The 22,645-nt window shown below is 70.4% G+C and carries 19 protein-coding genes; 8 read left to right on the top strand and 11 right to left on the bottom strand.

Features of this window, described 5'->3' with window-relative positions; translation table 11 throughout:
* Window positions 1–102: 102 nt before the first annotated feature.
* The gene (locus AC0T5L_RS05235; RefSeq protein WP_476164211.1) at window positions 103–1,449 is read left to right on the top strand and encodes an MFS transporter; all 1,347 of its coding nucleotides are present in this window, start codon (window positions 103–105) and stop codon (window positions 1,447–1,449) included.
* Between the two features lie 124 nt (window positions 1,450–1,573).
* Here AC0T5L_RS05235 and AC0T5L_RS05230 read toward each other — a convergent pair whose 3' ends face one another.
* From AC0T5L_RS05230 to AC0T5L_RS05205, 6 genes are all read right to left on the bottom strand, one after another.
* Window positions 1,574–3,037, bottom strand: coding sequence for a DEAD/DEAH box helicase (locus AC0T5L_RS05230; protein WP_476164210.1), 1,464 nt, complete (start codon window positions 3,035–3,037; stop codon window positions 1,574–1,576).
* Between the two features lie 450 nt (window positions 3,038–3,487).
* On the bottom strand, window positions 3,488–4,321 hold the full coding sequence (locus tag AC0T5L_RS05225) for an enoyl-CoA hydratase/isomerase family protein (RefSeq protein ID WP_476164209.1): 834 nt from the start codon (window positions 4,319–4,321) through the stop codon (window positions 3,488–3,490).
* Between the two features lie 92 nt (window positions 4,322–4,413).
* The gene (locus AC0T5L_RS05220; RefSeq protein ID WP_476164208.1) at window positions 4,414–4,620 is read right to left on the bottom strand and encodes a helix-turn-helix domain-containing protein; all 207 of its coding nucleotides are present in this window, start codon (window positions 4,618–4,620) and stop codon (window positions 4,414–4,416) included.
* A 213-nt stretch (window positions 4,621–4,833) separates the two neighbouring features.
* Window positions 4,834–6,432, bottom strand: a complete 1,599-nt coding sequence (locus tag AC0T5L_RS05215) for an ABC-F family ATP-binding cassette domain-containing protein (protein ID WP_476164207.1) — start codon at window positions 6,430–6,432, stop codon at window positions 4,834–4,836.
* A 266-nt stretch (window positions 6,433–6,698) separates the two neighbouring features.
* Window positions 6,699–8,021: an AI-2E family transporter gene (locus AC0T5L_RS05210; RefSeq protein ID WP_476164206.1), complete on the bottom strand. Its 1,323-nt coding sequence runs from the start codon at window positions 8,019–8,021 to the stop codon at window positions 6,699–6,701.
* A 124-nt stretch (window positions 8,022–8,145) separates the two neighbouring features.
* Window positions 8,146–8,553 (bottom strand): YccF domain-containing protein, encoded by a 408-nt coding sequence (locus tag AC0T5L_RS05205; RefSeq protein WP_476164205.1) that lies wholly within the window; start codon window positions 8,551–8,553, stop codon window positions 8,146–8,148.
* A gap of 772 nt (window positions 8,554–9,325) precedes the next feature.
* Between AC0T5L_RS05205 and AC0T5L_RS05200 the strand changes: the two genes are divergently transcribed.
* Window positions 9,326–9,625: a WhiB family transcriptional regulator gene (locus AC0T5L_RS05200; RefSeq protein ID WP_275040894.1), complete on the top strand. Its 300-nt coding sequence runs from the start codon at window positions 9,326–9,328 to the stop codon at window positions 9,623–9,625.
* Between the two features lie 165 nt (window positions 9,626–9,790).
* On the opposite strand, the gene AC0T5L_RS05195 is transcribed toward AC0T5L_RS05200, so the two are convergent.
* A complete protein-coding gene (locus tag AC0T5L_RS05195) occupies window positions 9,791–11,098 on the bottom strand; it encodes a phosphoribosyltransferase family protein (protein ID WP_476164204.1) in 1,308 nt (435 codons plus the stop codon).
* Window positions 11,099–11,229: 131 nt separating this feature from the next.
* The gene (locus AC0T5L_RS05190) at window positions 11,230–11,790 is read right to left on the bottom strand and encodes a GNAT family N-acetyltransferase (RefSeq protein WP_476164203.1); all 561 of its coding nucleotides are present in this window, start codon (window positions 11,788–11,790) and stop codon (window positions 11,230–11,232) included.
* Between the two features lie 275 nt (window positions 11,791–12,065).
* Here AC0T5L_RS05190 and AC0T5L_RS05185 point away from each other — a divergent pair, with 275 nt between their 5' ends.
* Entirely contained in the window at window positions 12,066–13,262 is a 1,197-nt protein-coding gene (locus AC0T5L_RS05185; RefSeq protein ID WP_476164202.1) for an MFS transporter, read from the top strand.
* Window positions 13,263–13,386: 124 nt separating this feature from the next.
* On the opposite strand, the gene AC0T5L_RS05180 is transcribed toward AC0T5L_RS05185, so the two are convergent.
* The 3 genes from AC0T5L_RS05180 to AC0T5L_RS05170 form a co-directional block, all read right to left on the bottom strand.
* On the bottom strand, window positions 13,387–14,271 hold the full coding sequence (locus AC0T5L_RS05180; RefSeq protein ID WP_476164201.1) for a hypothetical protein: 885 nt from the start codon (window positions 14,269–14,271) through the stop codon (window positions 13,387–13,389).
* Window positions 14,272–14,300: 29 nt separating this feature from the next.
* Window positions 14,301–15,743, bottom strand: a complete 1,443-nt coding sequence (locus AC0T5L_RS05175; protein WP_476164200.1) for a hypothetical protein — start codon at window positions 15,741–15,743, stop codon at window positions 14,301–14,303.
* A 1,012-nt stretch (window positions 15,744–16,755) separates the two neighbouring features.
* Window positions 16,756–17,766: a YihY/virulence factor BrkB family protein gene (locus tag AC0T5L_RS05170; RefSeq protein ID WP_476164199.1), complete on the bottom strand. Its 1,011-nt coding sequence runs from the start codon at window positions 17,764–17,766 to the stop codon at window positions 16,756–16,758.
* 392 nt (window positions 17,767–18,158) lie between these two features.
* Between AC0T5L_RS05170 and AC0T5L_RS05165 the strand changes: the two genes are divergently transcribed.
* The 5 genes from AC0T5L_RS05165 (at window position 18,159) to AC0T5L_RS05145 (ending at window position 22,598) form a co-directional block, all read left to right on the top strand.
* Window positions 18,159–19,856: a nitrite/sulfite reductase gene (locus tag AC0T5L_RS05165; RefSeq protein WP_476164198.1), complete on the top strand. Its 1,698-nt coding sequence runs from the start codon at window positions 18,159–18,161 to the stop codon at window positions 19,854–19,856.
* A 124-nt stretch (window positions 19,857–19,980) separates the two neighbouring features.
* On the top strand, window positions 19,981–20,187 hold the full coding sequence (locus AC0T5L_RS05160; RefSeq protein WP_476164197.1) for a hypothetical protein: 207 nt from the start codon (window positions 19,981–19,983) through the stop codon (window positions 20,185–20,187).
* Complete coding sequence (locus AC0T5L_RS05155; protein WP_476164196.1) at window positions 20,184–20,885, top strand: phosphoadenylyl-sulfate reductase; 702 nt, start codon at window positions 20,184–20,186, stop codon at window positions 20,883–20,885. The genes AC0T5L_RS05160 and AC0T5L_RS05155 overlap by 4 nt, the downstream gene beginning before the upstream one ends.
* Window positions 20,886–20,965: 80 nt before the next feature.
* Window positions 20,966–21,757 carry a sirohydrochlorin chelatase gene (locus AC0T5L_RS05150; RefSeq protein ID WP_476164195.1) on the top strand — a complete coding sequence of 264 codons (792 nt, stop codon included), beginning with the start codon at window positions 20,966–20,968 and terminating at the stop codon, window positions 21,755–21,757.
* A 232-nt stretch (window positions 21,758–21,989) separates the two neighbouring features.
* Window positions 21,990–22,598 (top strand): pyridoxine/pyridoxamine 5'-phosphate oxidase, encoded by a 609-nt coding sequence (locus AC0T5L_RS05145; RefSeq protein WP_476164336.1) that lies wholly within the window; start codon window positions 21,990–21,992, stop codon window positions 22,596–22,598.
* Window positions 22,599–22,645: the final 47 nt, after the last annotated feature.

Raw genomic sequence — 22,645 nt, 5'->3', positions numbered from 1 at the left:
ACCGTAACGGGTCAACAATCCGCCACGGACACATGATCACGCCCCGGCCTGTGGCGGAAGCAGCCATGGTCAGCCCCGCGGGCGCTCCCTACCGTTCCGGTCATGGAACAGAACTCCTCCCCAGCACCGCCCTCCGACCGGCGGAGGGCGCCGTTCCTCCGTGTGGTCACCGCCAGCCTCGTAGGCACGACCATCGAGTGGTACGACTTCTTCCTCTACGGCTCCGCCGCCGCCCTGGTCTTCAACCGGGTCTTCTTCCCCGAGTCCGAGCCGCTGGTCGGCACCATGCTGGCGTTCACGACCTACGCCGTGGGGTTCGTCGCGCGCCCGCTGGGCGGCCTGGTCTTCGGCCACTTCGGAGACCGGGTCGGCCGAAAACAGCTGCTCATCATCAGCCTGCTGATGATGGGGGGCGCCACGTTCGCGATCGGCCTGCTGCCGACCTACGCGGCGGTCGGTGTGGCCGCGCCACTGCTGCTGACCCTGCTACGGGTGGTCCAGGGCTTCGCCCTGGGCGGCGAGTGGGGCGGCGCGGTCCTGCTCGTCGCCGAGCACGGCAGACCTCAGCACCGCGGTTTCTGGGCGTCCTGGCCACAGGCGGGCGCACCGGGCGGCAACCTGCTGGCCACCGCCGTACTGGCGGTCCTGGCCGTGGCGATGAGCGACGAGGCCTTCCTCGACTGGGGCTGGCGTATCCCGTTCCTGCTCTCGGGCGTGCTGGTGCTCCTCGGCCTGTGGATCCGCCTGGCGGTGAGCGAGTCCCCGGTCTTTCGCGACGCACGCGAGCGGGCCGCCTCCTCGGCCGAGCCCGAGCGCGCCCCCATCCTGGGCGTGCTGCGAGACCACTGGCGCGAGGCGCTGGTGGCCATGGGCGTGCGCATGGCCGAGAACGTCTCCTACTACGTCGTCACCGCGTTCATCCTGGTCTACGCCACCCAGCAGGCCCAGATGCCCAACGGTCAGGTCCTCAACGCGGTGCTCATCGCCTCCGCGGTGCATCTGGTGACCATCCCCGCCTGGGGCGCCCTGTCGGACCGGATCGGGCGGCGGCCGGTGACGGCCGTCGGCGCCGCGGGCATGGCGGTCTGGGCGTTCGTGTTCTTCCCGCTGGTCGACGCGGGCACCTTCGGCTCGGTGACGCTGGCCGCGACGGTGGGACTGATCCTGCACGGTGCCATGTACGGCCCCCAGGCCGCCTTCTTCTCCGAGCTGTTCAGCACCCGGGTGCGCTACTCGGGCGCGTCGGTGGGCTACCAGCTGGCGTCGATCGTGGCAGGTGGCCTGGCACCGCTGATCGCGACCATGCTGCTGGCCTCGTTCGGCAGCAGCACGCCGATCGCGTTGTACGTGGCGGCGATGGGGGCGGTCACCCTGGTCGCCGTCGCGGTCTCCCGCGAGACCCGGGGCAGCGACCTGCGTCGGGTGACGGTGTCCGAGAGGAGTAGGTGACCCCGGAAAAGCCAGAGTCCGGCAGGTGCCACCTGCCGGACTCTGGTCCGTTCACGTTCCGGTACTACCTGGGGTATCCGCGGACGCGCACCCCGCTGAGCGAGGGCGGCGCCCGCAGCACGACCTAGCGGGGAGCGGAGTCGTAACGGTCGCCCCGGCGCGGGCCGCCGCGGCGGTCACCCCGGTAGCCGCCGCGGTTGTCGCCGCCGCGGTAGCCCCCGCCACCACGGCGGTCGCCGCGGTGGCCGCCCTCGCCGTCACGGGAACCGCCTTCACCGCGCTCACCGCGGGAACGGTCGCCCCGGTAGCCGCCGCGGTACCCGCCACCGCTGCGGTCGCCGCGGGGACCCCCGCGGTAGCCGCCGCGACGGGGACCGCCACGGCCACGGCGCTCACGCACGGGCTCCGGCGGCTCGATCCACGGCTCCCAGGAGGGCTCCTTGGCACCGGTCACCTCGGAGAGCAGCTCGTCGCCGGGGTTGACCAGGTGCTGCTTGGCGTCGACACCGGCGTCGCTGAGCAGGCGGCGGGCCATACGGCGCTGGTTGGGCGCCACCAGGGACACCACGGAGCCCGAGGAGCCCGCGCGGGCGGTGCGGCCGCCGCGGTGCAGGTAGTCCTTGTGGCCGGTGGGCAGGTCGACGTTGACGACCATGTCGATGCCGTCGACGTGGATGCCGCGGGCGGCGACGTCGGTGGCGACCAGGGTCTGGATGCGGCCCTCACGGAACTTGGCCAGGGTGCGGGTGCGCACGCTCTGGGTCTTGCCGCCGTGCAGGGAAGCACTGGGGACACCGGCCTGGGCCAGCTGCTCGCTGATGGTGTCGGCGCGGTACTTGCTGCGCACGAACAGGAGGGTACGCCCGTCGCGCGCGGCGATCAGGGTGACGATCTTGTTCTTGTCACGGGGCAGCACCTTGAGCAGGTGGTGCTCCATGGTGGCGACCTGCGATACCGGCGGGTCCACGGAGTGGGTGCGCGGCTCGTTCATGTACCTGCGGACCAGCTTGTCGACGTCGCCGTCGAGCGTGGCCGAGAACAGCAGGGTCTGTCCCCCGGGGCGCACCTGGTCCAGGAGCTGGGTGACCTGCGGCATGAAGCCCATGTCACACATCTGGTCGGCTTCGTCGAGCACCGAGACCTCCACGTCGCCCAGGTCGCAGACGCCCTGGTCGATGAGGTCGGTGAGGCGGCCGGGGGTGGCGACCAGAACGTCGACACCGCGGCGCAGCTCGTTGATCTGGCGGGTGTAGGAGCTGCCGCCGACGACGTCGCCCACGCGGGCGCCCACGATGCGGGCGTAGGTGCGCAGGGCGTCGCGGGCCTGGTGGGCCAGCTCGCGGGTGGGCACCAGGATCAGGGCCCGGGGACGGTTGGCGGCGGCGCGGCGCTCGGCGGCGCGCACGAGGACCGGCAGGCCGAAGGCCAGGGTCTTACCCGATCCGGTACGGCCGCAGCCGAGGACGTCTCGGCCGTCGAGGGCGTCCGGAATGGTGGCGGCCTGGATCGGGAACGGGGTGGTCACACCGTTCTTGGCCAGCTCTCCAACGATGTCCTGGGGAAGTCCCAGCGTGTCGAAAGCAGGCATTACGGCAGTGTCCGTCGTCAAGTGACGTGTACCTTCCTCATCGTTTGGCAGCGTTTCGAGGAAGGCTCCACACGGCCGGGCCAGCGAAGAAATCACACAAACGCGCCTGATCACACGCGGAAGCGGGCCCCTGCGTAGTGCGGGGCTCCTAAGCTCGCGAGTTCCTCACGGGTGTGGGGGACGAGCGACTCTTCGGGTCAAGAGTGGCACCGACCGGGTCGGCACGCTCTCCGCGTCTTGCGCGGCCTGGGCGCGCTCGGATGCGCGCGGCATGTCACGACCGCTCAAAGAAGCTTACTAGAAATCGTCTCACGGCGGGAACGGAGCAGAGGTTTTTCCCGGTGATCCGGGTCTCCTCCGCTGTTTCCGGGCTCGCTGGAGGCCCCGCCCCCGTAAGCGGGGGCCCGCCCGTGCACGCGGGATCCGTCCGTGCGCACGGGCGGTGACGGGCTACTGGTCAGCCGTCCCCCGGGCCAGGGCGGCGAGCCGGCCCGTCTGAGCCTTGCGCTCGGCCTCGGCCTGCTGGGACAACGTGTTGCCCGCGGCCTGCTGGAGCAGGGCCTTGGTGGCGGTGGCGGCCTCGCGGTCGGTGGCGAGGAGCGCGGCGACGACGTCGTCCACAGCGCCGGAGAGTTCGTCGGGGGCGACGACGAGCTCGGCCAGGCCCAGGTCCCGCGCCTCCGGGGCACCGACCCGGCGGGCGGTCAGGCAGATCTCGACGGCGCGGTGGACCCCGACGATGTCGACCAGGGGCTTGGTGCCGGTGAGGTCGGGGACCAGACCGAGTGCGGGCTCCTTCATGCACAGCTGGGCGTCGTCGGCCAGGATCCGCAGATCACAGGACAGGGCCAGCTGGAAGCCCGCGCCGATGGCGTGGCCGCGCACGGCGGCGACGGTGACCAGGTCGGGGCGGCGCAGCCAGAGGAAGCCCTCCTGCAGGCCGGTGATGTAGTCCTGGACCTCGGCGTCGGTGGAGGTGCCGTCGGCCAGTCCCGCGACCATGGAGCGCTCGCCGTCGACGCCCTCAGGGCTGAACATGCCGAGGTCGATGCCGGCGGAGAAGATGTCGCCCTCCCCGGCGATCACCACGATTCGGACATCCTCGGGAAGGGTCTGGCCGATGTGGGCCAGCGTGCTCCAGGTGCGTCCGGTCATCGCGTTGCGGCGCCCGGGGTCGCTGATGGTGACGCGGGCGACCGGGCCCTCCACCGCCAGCCGGAGCCGGGCCCGGGAGAGCTCCTCCTCGGTGGGTGGCAGCGCGGGGCCGTTCGACGCCTGTGTCATGGGTTCCTCCGTCGTGTTCGGTGTCACCCCAGATATTACTCAGCGGTAACCGATGGAGGCGCGCACGGGCCCAAAGCCCGTGCGCGACAGGTTCACGCCTTGCGCGTGGCGCCGCCTCGGCCCCGCAGGTCCACCTCAGCCTCACTCAGCAGCCGGTGGACGAAACCGTAGGAGCGTCCGGTGGCCGCTGCCAGCATGCGGATGCTCTCCCCCGCGTCGTAGCGGCGCTTGAGTTGGGCGGCGAGTTCGGAGCGGTCTGGCCCCACCAGCCGTCTGCCCTTTCCCGGCACGTCGTTCACAGGTCACTCCTCCGAGTCATTCGATCACCCTCAGCGGGAACCCCTCAATGATCAGGCATGCCGATCACGTTCCGCCACATCTTCCGGGCGCCACGCGGGGCACTGCGTTCCGAAACGAGGTTCCGGAACGCAGTAATCACCGACCGAAAAGGGAGGGAGTGAACCTCCCAGCGCTCTGGGCGTCCAGAGCGACCCGTTCGCGGATCCGCCGCCTCAGGCCAGGGCGATGAGGTCCTCGAACTCGGCGTTCCACACGTCCTCCACGCCGTCGGGCAACATGATGACCCGCTCGGGCTGGAGCGCCTCCACCGCGCCCTCGTCGTGGGTGACCAGCACGATCGCGCCCTTGTAGCTGCGCAACGCGCCCAGGATCTCCTCGCGGCTGGCCGGGTCCAGGTTGTTGGTGGGCTCGTCGAGCAGCAGCACGTTGGCGCTGGAGACCACCAGCGTGGCGAGGGCCAGCCGGGTCTTCTCCCCGCCGGAGAGCACGCTCGCGGGCTTGGTGACGTCGTCACCGGTGAACAGGAACGACCCGAGTGTGCGCCGCGCCTCCACCTCCGGCAGGTCCGGAGCCGCGCTCATCATGTTCTCCAGGACGGTCCGGTTCACGTCCAGGGTCTCGTGCTCCTGCGCGTAGTAGCCGAGCTTGAGCCCGTGGCCGGGCAGGACCCGGCCGGTGTCGGGCTTCTCGACGTCGCCCAGCAGTCGCAGCAGGGTGGTCTTGCCCGCGCCGTTGAGGCCCAGGATGACCACGCGGCTACCGCGGTCGATGGCCAGGTCCACCCCGGTGAAGATCTCCAGGGAGCCGTAGGACTTGGACAGTCCCTCGGCCATGAGCGGCGTGCGGCCGCTGGGCGCCGGGTCGGGGAAGCGCAGTTTGGCGACCTTGTCGGACTTGCGTACCCCCTGCACGCCGTCCATGAGGCGGTCGGCCCGGTTGAGCATCTGCTGGGCGGCGCGTGCCTTGGTGGCCTTGGACCGGAACTTGTCCGCCTGCTTGCGCAGGGTGTCGGCCTGCTTCTCGGCGTTGGCGAGCTCGCGCTTGCGCCGCCGCTCGTCGGCCTCACGCTGGTCCTGGTACAGCTTCCAGCCCATGTTGTACATGTCGAGGACGCTGCGGTTGGCGTCCAGGTAGAACACCTTGTTCACCACCTGCTCGACCAGCTCCACGTCGTGGCTGATCACGATGAGCCCGCCCTGGTGGGACTTGAGGAAGTCACGCAGCCAGACGATGGAATCGGCGTCCAGGTGGTTGGTGGGCTCGTCCAGCAGCAGCGTGTCCGCTCCGCTGAACAGGATGCGCGCCAACTCGATCCGGCGGCGCTGCCCGCCGGAGAGCGTGTGCAGCGGCTGGGAGAGCACCTTCTCAGGCAGGCCCAGGCTGGAGGCGATGGCGGAGGCCTCGGCCTCGGCGGAGTACCCGCCCAGCACGTGCAGCCGCTCCTCCCAGCGCGAATAGGCGCGCACGCCCTTGTTGCGGGTCTTGGTGTCCGTGCTGGCCATCTTCTGCTCGGCCTCGCGCATCCCGTTGAGGGCTTCGTCGATGCCGCGCGCGGACAGCACCCGGTCCCGGGCGATCACTTCCAGGTCGCCGGTCCGGGGGTCCTGGGGCAGGTAGCCGATGCTGCCGGAGGAGGTGACCGTGCCTCCGGTGGGCTGGGCCTCACCCGCCAGCACCTTGGTCATGGTGGTCTTGCCCGCACCGTTGCGGCCGACCAGTCCGATCCGGTCCCCGGGGGCGACGCGGAAGGTGGTCGGCTCCAACAGGAGTCGAGGACCGACGCGCAGTTCGAGGTCGGTGGCGATCAGCATGGTGAGCTTCCTACGAGAGTGGTGAGACGGTTCGGCGCGGCCGGGCACGTAGCGGGGGGCATGGCCTTCCAGCGGCGGGCGATCTCGGGCCGACCGACCCAGACTAACGGCACCGGTGGGGGGGTGGTGTGCGGCGTTTCCTTCCCGACAGGACGAGGGCGCGCTCCCCACGGGGCCAACGGGACGGGGGCGCCGCGCATTCCCCGGACGGAGTAAGGGGAGGGGTCGGTGCCGGTCGACCGGCACCGACCCCTCCCCTTCCCTGTCTACTCGGCGGGGTCGGCGGAGGCACCCCCGCCGTCCTTCGCGCTCTCCCCGTCGGCTCTGACCACGACCGTGTCCGCCTCCACACCGGCGGCATCGCCGGGTTCGTCCGGCGGCTCGTCACCGCTGGCGGTCGGGGGACGGTTGCGCAGCAGCGCGGCCAGAACGGCGACCACCGGGGTGGCCAGGAACATACCCGGCACCCCGCCGACGACGGCGCCGACGGAAATCGCGATGAGCACGATGGGCGAGGGCAGGTCGAGGGACGCTCCGTAGATACGCGGCGCGAAGACGTTGCTTTCCAGCTGCTGGACCAGGACCACGATGCCGACCACGATCAGGGCGGTGACCCAGCCCTCGGTCACGAAGGCCACCAGGGCGGCGAGCAACCCGGTGAGGAAGGCCCCGATGATCGGCAGGAACGCCCCGACGAAGGTCAGCACGATCAGCGGGATGGCCAGGTTGGTGTCGATCAGGAAGATGAGGAAGACGCCGATTCCGAAGGCGTCGAAGAAGCCGACCGCGGCCACTCCGCGCACGTAACGGCCCATCACCTCGTAGGCGACGGTGCCCGCGTGGTGCAGGCCCGGACGGGAGCGAGGCGGCAGCAGGGTGAGGAACCAGTTCATGAGCTGGTCGCCCGAGTGCACGAAGTACACGGTCAGGGCGATGATCAGGACGATGCCGACCAGGACCGAGATCACCGCGGAGGTCGCCGTCCAGGCGCCGCTGAGCAGCTGGTCCTGGTTCTCGGTGATCATGCCCTGGATCTGGCCCCAGGCGTCGTCGATCATTTCGGTGAACAGCGCCGGGTCGAGCCCGAAGGGCACCTCCAGGTTCTGGAGCTCGCCCACCGCGCTGGTGACGCTGTCCACGAGGGGCCCGAACCCCTGGACGGCGGGCGTGACGATCAGCGATATCACGCCGCCGAACACGATGAGTGCGACCAGCAGGGCGATGGCGGTCGAACTGCCCCGGCCCAGCCCCTTACGGCGCAGCCAGTCGGCGACCGGCATGAGCAGGGCGGTGATGAACACCGCCAGGATCACGGGCAGGGTGACGACCGACAGGTAGACGAGCACGTAGATGAGCAGGCCCGCCACCACACCGATCAGCAGGACCCTCCAGGCCACGTCGCTGATCGACCGCAGGAGGTCGTCGTCGCCGGACTGCCGCGACTCGGCCGGGCCCTCGTCCGGGCTCTGGGACTCGGACTTGGAGTGCTCGTTCTCCGCCTCCAGCCTGGCGAGGCGCTCTGCGCGGGCTCTGCGGGCGGAGAGCCACTTGTTCAGGAGCGCCCACACTCCCGGCCGCTGGGCTTGCACATGGACTCCATTCTCCAGATGTTGCGCGGTGGACGCCCGGGGTTCGGCGACCACGTAGGGGCGGTGTTGCGGGGGATGCGCGAATGGGACCCCTGGTTCTCCCAGGTCCGGGAGGTCAACGCTGTCAGAACTGCCAGGGTTCCCGGGGACGGCCGCTGCGGACGATCTCGTTACCGAAGGGCGCGAGGGCCACGGGGATCATCTTCAGCGAGGCCCAGGCCATGGGGATACCGATGATAGTGATCGCGAGGCCGATCGCGGTGGCGATGTGGCCGATGGTCAGCCACCATCCGGCGACGATCACCCAGATGACGTTGAGGACGGTGCTTCCGCCGCCCGATCCGGGCCTGCGGACCAGATCCCGGCCGAAGGGCCAGATGGCGTAGCTGGCCATGCGGAAGGAGGCGACACCGAACGGGATCGTGACGATCAGGATGCAGCAGATGAGTCCGGCGATGACGTAGCCGACCGCCAGCCAGAATCCGGCGACGAAGAGCCAGATGATGTTCAGGATGAGCCGCAAGAGGGCCACAGTGCCTCGTCCTCCTTGGATTGATCCCGTGTCGGGAGCGCGCGGCCGAGAGCGGGCCGCACCGGTTGCTTTCTATCGTCTGGGACGCGCACGCACCACGACCTGTTCCGAGATCGCCCCCTGGCCCTTCCCCTAGGGGTGGGCCCCACCGCATGTGAGAAGGGGTGCGGGGAACCGTTCCGCCCCCGGGGCGGCGTGTCGCGAAGAGGGGGCGCGGAGCGCTCCGGCGGGGCGGGAGGAGGGGTCTGGGGCCTTCCCGGCAGCAACGACGGAGGGTGAGGACATACGGTCATGCCCGAACTTGGGACTCTGCACAGACCACAATGTGATCGGTACATCAGAAGGAGCCCCTAGGCAGGAGGGACATCGCACCATACGATGTGCTGTGTCCTTCGCAAGACGTCAATCCTGCGAAGTGCGACAAACTCGGACAAACGACCGAGGATCGGTCAGCAGTCATCAGATTTCGGTAACGGTTGTGCGAGTAATTTCCCTACCCCCCGTGCATGAGCGGGACTAGGGATGGCATGATTACGTACCGGCTCGGACGGAGGCCGTCACCGCCTCCGCAGCCGTTCGCGTGAGAGCACTCCGTCATCGGCGGATCAGTGCCACAAGGCTTGCTTCTCGTGGTCTCAGCCACACCGGGGAACATCGCTGGCACCCCTCGGCGTTTGCGTCGTGCGGGGTGGCTCACGCCGTGTGACCAACTTTTGGTGATTGAAGCTCTTTCCGACAGCTTACTAGTGATTTCAGTAGAGGTGGTTCAAGCATGTCTCAGGTACGTCGGCAGGCCGCGCTGCGCCCCCGCCCGAGCTGGGGGTGGCAGGATGCCGCCGCGTGCCGGGGCGAGGACCTTGTGCTCTTCTTCGGCCCGGACGGCGAACGCCAGCCGGAGCGGGAGATTCGCGAGCGCAAGGCCAAGGAGATCTGTTCGGCCTGCCCGGTCCGAAACGACTGCCTGGACTATGCGATCTCGCGTCCGGAGAAGTACGGCACCTGGGGCGGCCTGAACGAGGACGAGCGCGCTTCTGAGCGCCGTCGTCGTATGCGCCGCGCCAACGCCGCCTAACCGAGGTTTCTGCGCACAACGGATCTCCCCCGGTGGCCCCGGCCCCCGAGTAAACCCGCGGCGCCCCGACGACGATCGTCGAGGGCGCCGCGGGTTTTCTCATGCCCCCCACCTCGCTGGTCCCGGCCCGTACCGCCCGCGAACGGGAACGGCCCCGTGCCCGGCTCACCGGACGCCCCCGCCCAGGTGCAGGTCGAACCAGTCCAGTGCCTCCGAGGCCACCCGGCGCCACTCGCGAGGGTCCCCGAGCAGCTGTTCGGTGCCCGCCGTGACTCGCAGGTCGGTGGGTCCGCCCATCCTGCCGCGTGCCCACTCGCCGAGTTCGCGCACGAAGGAGTCGTCGCCCTCCAGCAGCACCAGGACCGGTGCCCGCACGCCCGGCAAGCTGTCCTCGGCCAGGTCGATCCGGCCTCCGTGCACCACCACCGCGGCCACGTCCCGGGGCTGTTCGGCAGCGGTGAACAACGCGGCCGCCGCGGCCTGGCCCGAGGCCAGCACGCCCAAGGGCTCGTTGGCCACGTCGGCGGCCCGGCGCAGCCAGGTGACCGCGGCGCCCAACCGTTCACCGAGCACGTCGGCTCCGACGCCGCCGGCGCTGGAGGAACGCTCCTGGTCGGTCAACGGGTCCAGGAGCAGGGTGGCGTATCCGGCCCGCCGTAGGACCGCGGCGACCGACCGCCACTGCTGGTCGCCGCGCCCCTCCTCCGAGGCCATGACCACCGCGCCGCGTAGGTCGGTGGGCATGGTGAGGTCTCCGTCGAGGTAGACCTGCCCTGCGCGCACCCGCACGCCCCGGGCCTCGCCGGGCCGCGGCCGCGGACGCGCGCGCTCGGCCAGGATCTCGGTGACGCGGCCGTCGGAGAGCTGACCGAAGTCGCGGTACCACTGCCCCACCGCACGGAAGTTGTCCGGCGCGCTGAGCACCACCAGGGCGTCGGCCTCCTCACGCAGCAGTTCGACCGCCTCCGGTGAGGCGACTGGCACGGCCAGGACCAGTTGGGCGGGTCCGGCCTGGCGGACCATCCGCAGCGCGGCGCGTGCGGTGCCGCCGGTGGCGACGCCGTCGTCCACGACCACGCAGTCGCGCCCGGCGATCCTCGGTGCCGGACGCTCACCGCGGTAGACGCGGCGTCGGCGGTCGAGCTCGTCGCGCTCGGTGGCGACGGTGCCGGACAGGGCCTGGCGGGGCACGTGCATCCGGGCCAGGGCGAGGTCGTCGTAGAGGACTCGCCCGTCCTCGGCCATGGCCCCGACCCCCAGCTCGGGTCGTCCGGGCAGGCCGATCTTGCGGACCATGAGTACGTCGAAGTCGGCGTCGAGCCGTTGGGCGAGCTCCGCACCGACCGGTACTCCGCCTCGGGGCAGGGCCAGCACGAGTGGATCGTTGACCGCGAAGGGGCGCACCCGCTCCGCGAGGCGGCGTCCCGCCTCCGTCCGGTCGGCGAAGGGCAGTGAAACGGGTACTGGGTTCATGTCCTCACCGGTCCGGGACCCGGGCCCCGGTACCGCTCCTCTCGGCTGTGTGGAGTGAGCCGCTGGAAAGTGGTACCGAGATACCCCCCGACACGGTGGTTGCAACCCCGGGCCCGAACAAAACCCGGCCGTCAGGTGCGACGGAAGCCGTTCCTGAGCACGGCCATCAGCAGAGCGTCGTGACGGCGTCCCTCCCACAGAAGGGAGTCGCGCAGCCGGCCTTCCACGGAGAACCCGCAGGAGCGGTAGACGGCGATGGCCCTCATGTTGAAGGCGTAGACGTACAGCCAGACGCGGTGCAGGCCGATGTGCTCGAAGGCGTACTCCAGCACGAGCTGGGTGGCTTCCCAGCCCAGGCCCTGACCGGTGAACTCGATCGCGGACAGGGCGATGCGGTATCCGGCGCTCTCGTTCTCGGGCGCGACGGCGTATATGGACAGCTCACCCAGGTAGCGCGCGTCCTTGGGCGCGATGATGGCCAGGTCCAGACGGTCGGCGCGGCCCGCGCGGGTCTCACACCACTCCCTGGCCTCCGCGTAGGTGAGGTGTCGGTGGGTGCCGGTGAGCCTGCGGACCTCCTCGTCGAGGCTGGCGGTGAAGTAGGCGTCGGTGTGCTCCGGGACCAGGGGCACCAGGCGTACGCTTTTCCCGGTGAGTGTGGGCTTCTCTCGCAGCGCGCTCGTGTTGATCATGGGATCTTCCGGTTCCGTCCGGGCCGTGCGGACACGGTGCCCGGCGCGAGGGAGTCGGCGGACAGCAGGCTGGATGCCCTTGTGCGGGAGCGGGTCGCTGGGCGGGGCCGGGGGTCGGGGCGGGCGGGGGTCGTTTGGTTACGGATCGGGGCCTCTATGTAAATCGGGACCGAGTCCTAAGGCAAGCCCACCGCGGCGGGTCGCGAAAAAGGTCTGCCGTCCGATGATCGGACTGGATAGCATCTGCGCGCACCGAAACCACTGTGGGAGCCGCTGTGAACACCCAGACCAGATCCGCGTCCCCGCCTCCGGAGACCCGCCGGGCCAGGGGCGCGGTCTCCACCCTCTTCTTCGTCAACGGCTTCACGTACACCAACGCCGTGCCGTGGCTCCCGGTGATCAAGGCCCAACTGGGACTGAGCAACGCGGATCTGGGGCTGGCGATCGCGGCGATGCCCACCGGGGCGATCCTGACCGGGATGCTGGCAGGCCCGATGATCCACTGGTTCGGCAGCGGCCGAACGGCGGTGGGCACCAGCCTGATCTCTCTGGGAGCGCTTCCATTCATCGCGCTGGCGCAGAGCTGGTGGATGCTGGCGGCGGCACTCTTCGTACTGGGCAGCGCGGACGCCTGGACCGACTCGGCGCAGAACTCGCACGGCCTACGCGTCCAGCGACGCTACAAACGCACCATCATCAACACCTTCCACGCGGTGTGGAGCCTGGCCGCGGTCTCCGGTGGTCTGCTGGGCGCGGCCATGGCCGGTACGGGAGTGCCGATCCTGTGGCACTTCGGCGGCGTAACCGTGCTGTTGGTGTGCGTGAACCTGCTGGTGAGCCGGATGCTGTTGCCGGGACCGGACAACAGCGAGCGCGAGGATGGGACCGACGTTGAGAACGGGCGACGGCTGCGCGTCCCCGGGCGTGCGGTGCTGCTCCTGCTGGTGCTCGGTGTGCTGTTGATGTTCGCCGGGGGTATCGAGGACTCGGCTGCCTCCTGGGGGGCGGTGTACATGACCTCGGAACTGGAGGCCCCGCTGTTCCTGGCGGCGATGCCGTTCGTCGCCTGCCAGGCGATGATGACGCTGGGCCGCCTGGTCGGCGACCGGGTGACCGACCGCTTCGGCGCGGCCGCGGTGGGGCGCGCCTGCGGACTCCTGGCGGGCGGTGGGATCGCGTTCGCCCTGCTGCTGCCGCACCCGGTGACCACGGTGATCGGCTTCGGGGTGATGGGGCTGGGCGTGTCCACGCTGTTCCCGCTGACGTTGGCAGCGGCGGGAAGCGTGCCGGGGGTGCGTACAGGGGACGGGATCACCATCGTCGGCTGGCTGGGACGCGCGGGTTTCCTGGCGTTCCCGCCGCTGGTGGGCTTTCTGGCCGACTCCTCCAGCCTGGGAACCGCACTGTGGGTGATCGCGGGGGCCGGTGTGGGCGCCTTCCTGTTGTCGTTCGCGCTGCGCCCGCGCGAGTGATTCCGTCCGGGGAAGTCCCGGAAAAGGGAAAGGAAGGGCCCCGGCGTCGGGGACGACCGGGGCCCTGTGCGTACACGGCCCAAAGGACCCTGTGGTCCGGAAGACCGTGTGCCGCGGGGTACCGCTAGGCGATCGGAGCCGGACGGCGGGCGCTGACCCACAGGGCCAGAGCACCGATACCCGTCACGACGGCACCGCCGAGCACGAAGCCCTGCATGTCGACGCCGGTGGTGGCGAGGGTGTCGTCATCACCGGTGCTGAGCGGAGCCTCGGGAGCGGCACCATCGAGGATGGTGGCGCCGGGCGCCTGGCTCTGGTCACCGCCGTCGGTGTCCGGGCCGGTGCCGTTGTCCGGGGGGTTACCGCCGTTGTTCGGGGGGTTACCGCCGCCGTCACCGCCGCCGTCACCGTCACCGTCACCGGGAGGGTTACCGCCGTCGTCGCCGCCGTCACCGCCGCCGTCACCGTCACCGTCACCGTCACCGGGAGGGTTACCGCCGTCGTCGCCGCCGTCACCGTCACCGGGAGGGTTACCGCCGTCGTCGCCGGGGTCACCACCGTCACCGGGGTCACCACCGTCACCGGGGTCACCACCATCGCCGGGGTCACCACCGTCACCGGGGTCACCACCGTCACCGGGGTCACCACCGTCACCGGGGTCACCACCGTCACCGGGGTCACCACCATCGCCGGGGTCACCACCATCGCCGGGGTCACCACCATCGCCGGGGTCACCACCATCGCCGGGGTCACCACCGTCACCGGGGTCACCACCGTTACCAGGGTTCGAGTCATCATCCGAGGAGGCGTCGAAAGTCACGTCAGCAATGGTCTCGACAGCGCTCTCGACCTCTTCGACGGGAAGGACGTCGACCGTGTCCTCGGTCACCTGGGGGGCGGCCTCGGGTGCGGCCTGGTCCAAGGTGTCAGCGAACGCCGGACCCGCGGAGAACCCGGCCATGAACAGGCCGGCCGCGGTCACGGTGAAAACCCGCTTCTTGGGGGACATCCCACTCCTTTCTTCTCTTGTGGACTGATCTATTCAGAGGGGATGGCATAAAGGTGGTCCTCATGGACCACGATGGCCCGCTCACCGAGCAGGCCGTTGGGTTGGACGGAGCCGTCCTCGGCCTCCTCGACCTCTCCCTCGGCGTCGACGGCCACCAGGGCGCCGTCGAGCTGGCCGAAGACGAGGGAGCCGACCGTGATGTCGGGCTCGAAGCCGGGAACCACGGCGGACCGGCCGTTCTCCAGGTCCAGCACCGCGGGTCCGTAGGAGACCAGGCTGGTACCGATGGGGCCGGAGCGATGGCGCACGTCCTCCAGGTCGGCGGGGTCGACCTCGACGCTGCCGACGACGCTGCCGTCCCGGCTGTCGTGGAAGGCCAGGACCGCGCCCTCCCCCCGGAGGGGCTCCCAGCGGACGATGACGTACTCGCGCAGAGCGGTGACCACCGACTCCATACCGCCCCCGGTCTCGGGGCGCTGGGCGTTGACCTCCACGGGGTCGCCGTCGGGGCTGACCCAGGTCCACGGGCCGTTGAGGACGGCGGTGAGGACGTCCTCACCATCGGCCAGCATGGGCGCGGATCCGTCGGGAACCTCTGCCGACCGGAGTTCCTCCCCGACCGGAACGAAGGCCTCCTCGTCGTTGCGGACGAGAACGGATTCCCCCACGTACTGGGCGGAGGTGTCCTCGGGCAGTTCCACACTGCTGGGGGCGCCTCCCTCGGTGGGCCAGAACCACAGGGTGCCCGCGGTCTCCATGACGATGGCGGTCTCGTCCCCGTACTCCACGAAGCGGGGGGCACCGAGGAACTCACCGGACTCCACGGGCAGGTCCACCGCCCACTGGCGCTCACCGTCGGCGTCGAACAGGTTGAGGCGCTCCTGGGGGTCGATGTAGGCGAGCAGGTCGCCCTCGCGGCTGACGCCCGGCTGGCTGCCCGGGGCGAGTTCCTGGCTGAAGTCGACGGTTTCCGCGAAATGCGGAGGCGGCGGATGGTTCAGGGTGGTCACGTCCGCGGTGGCCTCGGGCCCGGGTTCGGCTTCGGAGCCGGGCAGGGAGCGCCAGACGACGGTGCCCGCGCCGGCGATCAGCACCAGGGCGAACACGGCCGCCCCCACGATGACCAGTGCCCGTTTCCTCCTGGAGGGGCCCTCCTCGCGGAGGCCGGCCGGAGGCGCCGGTGCCGGAGCGTGCTCGGGCACGGCTTGGTCGGCGGCCTGTACCACCCCGTCGGGTGTGGCGACCAGGTGCCAGTAGCCGTTGGCGTCACGGGCGTCGACGAGGACCGGCTGTCCGATCCTGGCGGCGTAGCCGGTGGCGACGTCCAGCGCCGCGCGCCGCGTCTCCCGGGGAGCCTGGCCGGTGACGACCTGACGGTGTCCCTCGATGAGGATCTCGGCTCTGCGTTCGTCGGGCGCGATGACGATGACGGCGGTGGGCCGGGACTGCCCGGGTCGGGACGCCCGGCTCATGGTGCCTCCGAAGGCATGGGGAACGTGGACCTGTTCGTGTACGGGGACCTCTGTCAGCGACGACAGTGAGGCGCGGCCTGGGGGTTACCGAGCGACGGCGCTGGCACACGCGTAGTCAGTGCTGCACGAGATGATACTGATCGTCGCCCGCTACGCCTATTCCGGCCATGCGCCAACGTAGCGGACACCGCTCACCACGCCCGTGGCCGCCGTTCCGGCTTCCCTCTCCTGACCTGGAGAATCACCCGGACATGGGATTCAGACCACACCACTCGTGCCTGCCCGACGGTGGAACGGACACCTGTGGAAGACATTAGGTTCACACCGAAAATGGCCGGATCCGGCCACAGAACTCCCCGACCTCGCCCGTAGCAAGGTCACCAGCCACAGGCCGGTCCCGGCTCACCGATGCCCTCACCGCTTCCACCACCAGTCACGCACGTAGGCCTCCACGCCGAGGAGGAGGGGAACGAGGACGGCCCCCTGGAGCACGGCCACGGGCCAGAGAAAGGGAAGGACAGGAGGGCGGTGAATCCTATGAGAGCCACCGCCCCGTTGGCGGCCCACATCGAGAACAGGGAGAGGTTCTCCATTCGCGACGACCGGTGGGGCAGCCGCCGCTCAGTGGCCATCCGAGCCGGAAGGCGCAGGGGCAGAAGGGGGTAGAGGGCTAAGAGGCACACGAGACAGACCAGGGCTCCCAAGGAAAAGGTCCCGCCGTACCTCGCGTAGTCGCCCAACAAGAACGCCACCATGGCCAGGGACAGGCCGTACATGGCGTAGACACGGGGCTTCGCACTGACCACGACCGTCTCTGCGGCTCCGGGTGCGGGGTCCGGGGTGTCCTCGCCCGGCGGGGGAACAGCCATGGGGGCGACCTCTCACTGCGGACCGTCCGAACTCGGGGGCGGCGGGATCGCGACCCGCCCGCCGGACGGCACGGCGACACTACCGACAGGCCGGGGCCATCCGGAAAACCCGGGCACACGGGGCCGCGACCGACCGGGGCCGGTCAGCGACCGTCGTCCTCCGTGACCGTGTCGATGACCGCCTGTGCCCGGCGCTGGGCGAGGCGGTTGGCCCGATCGAAGCTCCGGTTGGCGATCTCCGCGCGGGCCGCGGCGGTACGCGGGGTCGGCCACATGGCGTCGATCTCGGAGTTGAAGGACGACCCCACCAGCACGGCGATCGCCATCACGTACAACCAGGCCAGGATGGCGATCGGCGCCGACAGCGAACCGTAGATACTCACCTGGCCCAGGGAGGTGTCCAGGTAGGTGCGCAGCGCGACGGAGCCGGCGATCAGCACCAGGGTGGCCAGCAGCGCTCCTGGCAGGTGGCGCCACAGCGGGGTGCGCACCGGCACGCTCAGCGCGTACAGCAGGGTGACCGCGGCGGTGACCAGTAGCGCGACGGTCGGCCAGTAGAACAGGTTGAGCCGCCCCACGGTGCTCGGCAGGAGGCTGTTGAGCAGGTCCGGCCCGGCCACCAGGACCGGCAGCAGCAGGAGGGAGAACAGCAGTCCGCCCAGGTAGGCCACGAAGGCCAGGACGCGCTGGCGCACCCAGCCGCGCAGCTCGTCCAGGCCGTAGGAGATCGTGATCGAGCGGATGAAGACGTTCATCGCCCGCGACCCCGACCACAGCGACAACAGGAAGGTCAACGACAGCAGCCCGCCCTGGGCGCTGCCCAGGAAGTCGTCGACGAGTGGTTCGACCACGCTCTCCACCGTGTCCGGGGTCAGTACCCGCGCGGCCAGGTCCAGTATCCACAGCCGGGTCTCCTCGACGAAGCCCTCGCCGAGTACGGCGGTCATCGGACCAAGCGCGCCCAGGAGGCAGAGCATGAGCGCGGGCAGGGAGATCAGCGTGAAGAACGCCGACTCGGCGGCCAGTCCGACGACCCTGTCGCGGGAGAACGCGCGGATGGTGCGCAGGACGAGAAGCATCCCGCTGTGCACACGGCGGTGCCGCCCCAGCCACGCGTTGAGCGTGAACCACAGTCCCTCCCAGAAACCCACCACGGAGGAAACGTTAGTGGTCCGCGCCGACCGCGCCGCACCCTGGCGCCCCGCCGGGTGACGTGACTCACGTCGAGGCCGCGCGAGGGCGCCTGGACAAAGCCGCGGCCCCCGTGACATTCTCATTGCATGATCGCTGCTCTGGACCCCATGCTCTGCGTGCGCCGCCACGTGGACTTCCTTCGGGTCCGCAGCGCCATCTGTTGCAGCGTCGGTTAATCTCGCCGCCTTTTGACGCACCCCAGGGGTGCGCGCGGCACCGGCGCTCTTCCTCTTCTTCGTTCCCACACGCGGATTCCACCCGTTCTCCAGCACGATGATGTGCGCGGTACGGGTGTTGCGGTGCGGGCGCCGGGGTCGTGAGCACTCCGCGACACCCAACGGAGTCACCCGCGATGCCTCCCTCTTCCGAGCAGCCCGGCAAGACAGCGGCCGCGACCAAGCCGCGCCGCCGCCGTGGCGAGGGCCAGTGGGCCCTCGGCTACCACGAGCCGCTGAACAAGAACGAGGAGAACAAGAAGAACGACGACGGGCTCAACGTCCGCGACCGGATCATCAACATCTACTCCAAGCGCGGGTTCGACTCGATCGACCCCGCCGACCTTCGCGGACGTTTCCGCTGGTTCGGCCTGTACACCCAGCGGGCCCCGGGCATCGACGGCGGCAAGACGGCCGTCCTGGAGCCCGAGGAGCTCGACGACCGCTACTTCATGTTGCGCGTGCGCATCGACGGCGGTCAGCTGTCGGTGGCCCAGCTGCGCGCGATCGGGGAGATCTCCCGCGACCACGGACGCGACACCGCCGACATCACCGATCGCCAGAACGTCCAGTTCCACTGGATCCAGGTGGAGGACGTCCCGGCGATCTGGGAGAAGCTGGAGTCGGTGGGCTTGTCATCCACCGAGGCCTGCGGCGACACCCCGCGCGTCATCCTGGGCTGTCCGCTGGCCGGGGTCGCCGAGGACGAGGTCATCGACGCCTCCCCCGCGATCAGCCAGGTCTACGAGGACCACATCGGCAGCCCTCTGTACTCCAACCTGCCGCGCAAGTTCAAGACGTCCATTTCCGGATGCACCTCGCACTGCGTCAACCACGAGATCAACGACGTCGCGTTCGTGGGCGTGCGCGACGAGGCGGGCGAGGCGGGTTATGACCTGTTCGTCGGCGGCGGCCTGTCCACCAACCCGATGTTCGCCCAGCGCCTGGGCGCGTTCGTGCGCCCGGACCAGGTGAGCGAGGTGTGGGCGGGGGTCTGCGCGGTCTTCCGTGACTACGGCTACCGGCGCCTGCGCACCCGTGCCCGGATCAAGTTCCTCATCAAGGACTGGGGTGCGGAGAAGTTCCGCGAGGTGCTGGAGGAAAAGTACCTGGGCTACGCCCTCCCCGACGGCCCCGGCCCGGAGCTGGACCCCGGCGTGGAGCGCGACCACGTGGGCGTGCACCGGCAGAACGACGGAAACTTCTACGTGGGCTTCGCGCCGAAGGTCGGCCGGGTCTCGGGCACCAAGCTGCTGCGTATCGCCGACATCGCCGAGGAGCACGGCTCGGACCGCATCCGTACCACCGCCGACCAGAAGCTGGTCGTTCTGGACGTGGAGGAGGGGCGGGTCTCCTCGATCACCTCCGACCTGGAGTCGGAGGGGTTGCAGGTCAATCCCAGCGTGTTCCGCCGCCAGACGATGGCCTGCACCGGCATCGAGTTCTGCAAGCTGGCGATCGTGGAGACCAAGGACCGCGCGGCCTCCCTGATCGACGAGCTGGAGAAGCGGCTGCCGGACTTCGACGAGTCGCTGACCATCAACGTCAACGGCTGCCCGAACTCGTGCGCGCGCATCCAGGTCGCCGACATCGGGCTCAAGGGCCAGCTGATGCTGAACGCCGAGGGTGAACAGGTGGAGGGCTACCAGATCCACCTGGGCGGCGGCATGGGACTGACCCAGTCCTTCGGCAAGAAGATCCGCGGCCTGAAGGCCACCGCCGACGAGCTGCCCGACTACGTCGAGCGGGTGCTGCGCCGTTTCCAGGAGCAGAAGAAGGACGGTGAGACGTTCGCGTCCTGGGCCGGCCGGGCCGAGGACGCCGACCTGAAGTAGCCGGGACCAGAGCACGCCGGCCTGAAGCAGTGTAGCCGTGGGCCCGGGGACGGCCCCGTGCGCGGCGCCGCCCCGGGCCCACGGCCGGAAACGACCTGAGAACCCGAACAAGAGGAGGTGCGCCATGTCCGAGAGGGCCGCGCCCCACTACTGCCCCTACTGCGGCGACGAGGACCTGGTGCCCGAGGAGGGCGCCACCGTCAAGGGCGAGGGCTACCCCTGGGCCTGCCTGTCCTGTGTCCGGGTGTTCCGGGTCAAGTACGTCGGGTTGCGCTCCGCGTCGTTCTCCGCGGGAAGCGCCCCCTCCAGACCGACGGAAGGGAACTCATGAACTCCACCATCACCCCCGTGGGCGGTCCCGAGCTCGCGGAGCGGGCCGCGCGCGAGTTGGCGGAGGCCTCCACCCGGGAGATCATCTCCTGGGCGTCCGAGACCTTCGGTGACCAGCTGTGCATGACCTCCTCCATGGCCGACGCCCTCATGGTCGACCTGGTCTCCAGGGCGGTGCCGGGCATCGACGTCATCTTCCTGGACACCGGCTACCACTTCCCCGAGACCATCGGCACCCGCGACGCCGTGGCCTCGGTGTACGACATCAACCTGATCAACGTCGAACCCGTCCGCACGGTGGCCGAGCAGGACCTGGCCCTGGGCCCGCGCCTGCACGGGCGCGACCCCGGTATCTGCTGCCACCTGCGCAAGGTGGAGCCCCTCCAGAGGGCGCTGGAGCCCTACGCCGCGTGGTTGACCGGTCTGCGCCGGGACGACTCGGCGACCCGACGGGACACCCCCGTCGTGCAGTGGGACAAGCGGCGGCGGATGACCAAGGTGAACCCGATCGCCCGGTGGACCCAGGAGGAGGTGGACGCCTACATGACCGAGAACGGGGTGATCGTGAACCCGCTCCAGTACGACGGCTACCCCTCGATCGGTTGCGAGCCGTGCACGCGGCGGGTGGCACCGGGCGAGGACCCGCGCAGCGGCCGGTGGGCCGGGACGGGCAAGACCGAGTGCGGCATCCACATGTAGGTGCGCTCCGCGGGCGGGCCGGCGGGCCCGCCCGCGGTACTACGCGGGTGCGTGTGCGAGGGGACGAGGCGAGGTGACCAATGACAGCGGACAGGACCGGGGCGCCGCACGGCGGACCGTCAGAGGGGGACGTACCCCTGCTTGCGGTGGCGCACGGAAGCGCGGATCCGAGGTCGTCGGCGGCCGTGTCCGCGGTGTTCGAGCGGGTGCGGTCACTGCGGCCGGGGCTGGACGTGCGCGTGTCCTATCTGGACCACGTGGCGCCCGGCGCGGAGGAGGCGCTGGAGGAGCTGGCCGCCCGCGGGACGGGTGAGGCCGTGGTGCTGCCGACGCTGCTGACGTCGGCCTACCACAGCAAGGTGGACCTGCCGAAGGTACTGGCGAGCGCACGCGAGCGCAGTCCTTGGCTACGCGTGCACTACGCCCGCACCCTGGGCCCGCACCCGCTGCTTCCGGACGCGGTGGAGCGGCGTCTGTCGGAGGCCGGGGCGCGGCCCGGGCCGGACACGGCCCTGGTGCTGGCGTCGGCCGGTTCCAGCGACCCGGGGGCGAACGCGACCGTGGCCGCGATGGCGGCGGAGCTGGCCGGCCGAGGCCCCTGGCGGGAGGTCGTGGCGGCGTACGCGTCCGCTGCGGCGCCCGGCCCCGGGGAGGCGGTGGCCGCCCTGCGGGAGCGGGGCGCGTCGCGGGTGGCCGTGGCGACCTACCTGTTGGCGCCGGGTTTCTTCGCCGACCGGGTACGTGCCCAGTCGCTGGAGGCGGGTGCGTGGTCGGTCTCGGAAGCGTTGGGCGACGTGCCCGAGCTGGCCCGGGTGGTGCTGGACCGCTACGACTCCGCCGTGGCCGCGAGGCACGCCGCAAGAACCGGCTGAGGACCCGCGGAAGACGGCGGTCCGCGCCTCCGCCCCACTCCTTCACGACTTTTCCACAGCCCCGGGAGACGCCTTGCCCGGGACGCCGCGGCCCAGAAGAATCGGGGTGTGGTGCTCCGGACGGACGCCACTGGTCCGCAAGCCGTGGAGGTGGCCGTTGTCAGAGGAGCGAAGGTCGGTACGGGGCGGTATCCGCGACCTGTTGCGGGGCCTGCCGGTGTTCTCCGGGGAGATGCCGGGGTTCGACCCGGGGACGGCGCCCGAGGACCCGGCGGATCTGTTCCTGGAGTGGTTCACCGCCGCGTTCCGCGACCGGGTGCCCGAGCCGCACGCGATGACGGTCACCACCGTGGACGGGGACGGGGCACCGTCGGCACGGGTGCTGATCATGAAGGACTTCACCCCCGAGGGCTGGTGGTTCGCCACCACGACCACCTCGCGCAAGGGGCGGGAACTGGCCGCGAACCCCAACACCGCGCTGGTCTTCTACTGGGGCGGGCAGGGGCGCCAGGTGCGGGTGCGCGGCCAGGCGGAACTGGCCGGTCCGGAGCAGTGCGCCGCCGACTACCTGGCACGGCCGCTGGAGTCCCGGGTGGCCGGCCTGCACGGGAGGCAGAGCGAGCCCCTGGCTGACCCGGCCGACATCGACCGGACGGCCGACGAGAGCCGGCGGAGACTGGAACGCGACCCGGAACTGGTGCCAGGGGACTGGGGTCTGTACCTGGTCCGCCCCACGGAGGTGGAGTTCTGGCAGGCCGACCCCGACCGGCGCCACACGCGGCTGCGCTATACCCGCGCGAGCGCGGACGCTCCCTGGGAGCGCGGTCTGCTCTGGCCTTGAACCGCCGGTCGGTACCGTCCTCGTGCCGCCGGGGCCCCTGCCCCGCG

This window comes from Nocardiopsis sp. TRM 82005 (assembly GCF_056312425.1).
This window is presented reverse-complemented; position numbering and strand designations above follow the sequence as displayed.